The organism is Mesotoga sp. HF07.pep.5.2.highcov (genome assembly GCF_003666285.1).
GTDB classification, from domain to species: domain Bacteria; phylum Thermotogota; class Thermotogae; order Petrotogales; family Kosmotogaceae; genus Mesotoga; species Mesotoga prima.
On sequence record NZ_JFHJ01000013.1, the window covers coordinates 1 to 2,947 of the forward strand.

The 2,947-nt window shown below is 47.1% G+C and carries 3 protein-coding genes, 1 pseudogene and 1 riboswitch; of the genes and pseudogenes, 3 read left to right on the forward strand and 1 reads right to left on the reverse strand.

Annotated elements, in window-relative coordinates:
- A partial coding sequence (locus BG32_RS00315) for a cation:proton antiporter (protein WP_121526207.1) occupies positions 1–1,079 on the reverse strand: 1,079 nt, incomplete at its 3' end.
- Between the two features lie 34 nt (positions 1,080–1,113).
- Positions 1,114–1,189, reverse strand: a riboswitch (Fluoride riboswitch).
- 50 nt (positions 1,190–1,239) lie between these two features.
- Between BG32_RS00315 and BG32_RS00320 the strand changes: the two genes are divergently transcribed.
- From BG32_RS00320 to BG32_RS00330, 3 genes and pseudogenes are all read left to right on the forward strand, one after another.
- On the forward strand, positions 1,240–1,440 hold the full coding sequence (locus BG32_RS00320; protein ID WP_006490100.1) for a hypothetical protein: 201 nt from the start codon (positions 1,240–1,242) through the stop codon (positions 1,438–1,440).
- Positions 1,437–2,336: a nitrilase-related carbon-nitrogen hydrolase gene (locus BG32_RS00325; RefSeq protein WP_006490102.1), complete on the forward strand. Its 900-nt coding sequence runs from the start codon at positions 1,437–1,439 to the stop codon at positions 2,334–2,336. The genes BG32_RS00320 and BG32_RS00325 overlap by 4 nt, the downstream gene beginning before the upstream one ends.
- A 154-nt stretch (positions 2,337–2,490) precedes the next feature.
- Positions 2,491–2,947 (forward strand): annotated as a pseudogene (locus BG32_RS00330) (D-alanine--D-alanine ligase); the annotation flags it as partial.

The following is a 2,947-nucleotide window of genomic DNA, read 5'->3' on the forward strand; positions in this document are numbered from 1 at the left end:
AGTATCACATCTCCGTAAGCTACTCCCATTGCTAAGGGTATTCCTCCAACTGCAGCCTGAACTGTGGCTTTGGGCAGATAGGAAATCATGCAGAAGAGTCTTTCGCGGATATCCAGTTTCGAACCGAGAGTGGCCGCCAGAACTCCTGCGCTTCTAAATATGAGTCCAAGTAGTATTACGAGCAGTCCCATAAGCCATGAGTCGCCTATCGCACCTACGTTGACACTTGCGCCAACCAGAACGAATAAGAATATTTCTGCGACAACCCAGATTCTCTCCATCTTCCCCGCAATCCTGTCGGCGGCTACCGGAAGTCTCTCTCTAAGTACAAAACCTATCGCCATCACTCCTAGGAGAGTTGCTACCGGGAGTACTTCCTCGAGTTTATGGAAAACGAATGCAACAGATAGGATCAAGAGAACCTTCTTAGTGTCCCTAATATGGAATCTCTTGAACAGCAAGCTGAAGAGGAACCCAATTATCGCGCCAAGAGATATGCCGAGAATAATCTCTACTGGCACCATAAGAAAGGACATTCCGATACTGACGTCCTGTCCTCCTTCAATTCCCAAAAACACTGTAAAGAGTGTAATGGCCACGACGTCGTCTATTGAAGCTGCTGCTAGAATTGTAGAAGGTATTTCATTTCTCTTTCCGAAGTCCCTTTCTTTCAGTCTTAGCATCTCGGGAACTACTACCGCAGGCGACACCGCCGCAATTATGAAGCCTAGCATTCCGCCTTGAATGAGGCTGAGATTCAGCAGGAAGTGAGCCACTACCATGATTGAGAAACCTTCGAAGAGACCGGGAAGAAAACTAAGACGAAGAGCCAGGGGCCCTATCTTCTTGATAATTCTCCGGTTCAATCCGAGACCGGCTCGCATAAGTATGACTATTAGTGCTAGCAGCCGGACTTCATCGGAAATTGAGAGCAATGATTCGTCGATTAGATTCATTACACCGGGTCCCAAAGCTATTCCAAGCGATACCAGGCCTATAAGACCGGGAAGACGAACTCTTTCAAAGAGTGAAAGTACTGCGATCGAGAGAATCACTATAAGGGAGATGCTTAGAATCATATGTTCCTCCAGAGTCAAGCAGAACCAGACTGCGAATTTGGTAGAAGCTATCAGCTGGTGGCGGTTCTGGAGGACTGTTCTCCAAGGCAAGCTTCATTGCCTAGAGAATTATATAGTCTATGCGTTATACTGTCAATGACCAGTGAACGGAGGTGATCTCTTGAACACTTTTCTAGCCATCGTCGGCGCATTGTTCCTGCTTTATCTTGCGATTAGGTTCTTCCCTGCGTTGATAATGATTGTGGCCGGCGTGGGAGTGATAATGATAGTAATATTTGCAATAGCAGGTCTGGTAGTTGTTTTCCTGCCGATCTTATTGGTTATTGGTCTAATTCTGATCATTGTTAAGCTCGCGTCATGAAAGACACTGATCTTACTGCAATACAGGTCTGGTTCGATCAGGATTCATTTGGAGAAGAGGTATTTCGCAGAAAGATGAGGGACTATATAGCCGAGGCCTCTCTGACATGGAAGGGAAGGAACCACATTGTGGTCTTCCCGGAGTTTTTTGCGACCTTTCTCTACCCATCCTTCAGGAAGCTGAGCTTTGAGGAGACGACGGCAAAGACTCTTGTCAAATATGCGATCAAGAATATGGGGCTTTCCTTCAACCCCCTCAAGAAGGCTTTTCTGAGGGACGCTCTTGTGATCGAAGCTTACTATCATGATGTCTTTCAAAGCGTGGCAAAGGAATTTGGAGCCTATCTTCTTGCGCCTTCGATACTGCTTCCGATTGTCGACACGGAATCGGAGAAAGGGAGATTCATCCGGGGCGATAAGCTATACAACCTCGCCTACTTCTTCAACCCTTCGGGAAAGGTTGTAGCAAGGGCTTTCAAGCACAATTTAACCAAGGCCGAGAGTTCCATTATCTTTTCCAGAGGAGAGCAAGAGCTTAACGTCGTGCACACGGAGATAGGAGTAATTGGCATTGCAATCTGCTACGACATGTTCTTCCAGAGTGAAATAGAGAAATTGGATGCCTCAGGTTGTGAGGCAGTTCTTGTTCCTTCGTGCAACTTTGCCCTGTGGAAGGGAAGACTGAGTGACTCGACGCAGGAGAGGATATGGTTTCGTGACGGGCCGATCAAGGCATCATCAGGTAGAGAGAAGATTCGCTATCTTGTAAATCCAATGGCGACTGGAATTGTCGGCAGAGATAGGGCGCAGGGGAGATCTTCCATATGGTACGGAGGAAGGGCACTTGCCGTTGCCAGAGAATTCGATAGGGAAGAAATACTAAACGTTACGACTTAAGGCGATGCGCATTATCAGCAACATATATAACAGTCTAACATACTTTCTAGACTGGTTTTTCCCTTCCAGTGATACTCATTTTAAAAGTCAAAAATCTGGAGTGTGTACAATTCTTTTGTAGTGATACTTCTAAGATATACCAAGGAGGAATGTTATGAGAATTACTGTCGTTCATGATGCGCCGCTCGATCTTCATCATGAAAAGATGGTCAATAGTGTCGTGAACTCGCTTGAGAAGAGCTTCGAAGTTGATTCGAGACCATTTGAGATCGATGCTGTCGGCAGACTTAGAGGCACCGATCTCGTATTCAATCTCACTACCGCCATGGGCAATACCGAGAGGCAGGTCCATCTTCCGGCCGTCCTGGATCTTCTGGGCATACCCTTCACCGGCTCGGGCACTACGGCCAACGCTCTTTGTATAAACAAGACGCTCACAAAGTTAATCATGAAGGCCTGTGGAATATCCACTCCCGAATTCTTTTCGGTACGTCCCGGAGAAACTGCCGACAACCTGCCGTTCAGTCCGGCGATCGTCAAACCCGTTAAGGAAGGAGGCGCAAAGGGTATCTGGGAGGACTCGGTTGTGGAAAGCGTTGATGACATGCAGA

Excerpts from the sequence above, each read along its gene's own strand:
- BG32_RS00325 (WP_006490102.1), top strand. The coding sequence starts at position 1,437 with ATGAAAGACACTGATCTTACTGCAATACAGGTCTGGTTCGATCAGGAT.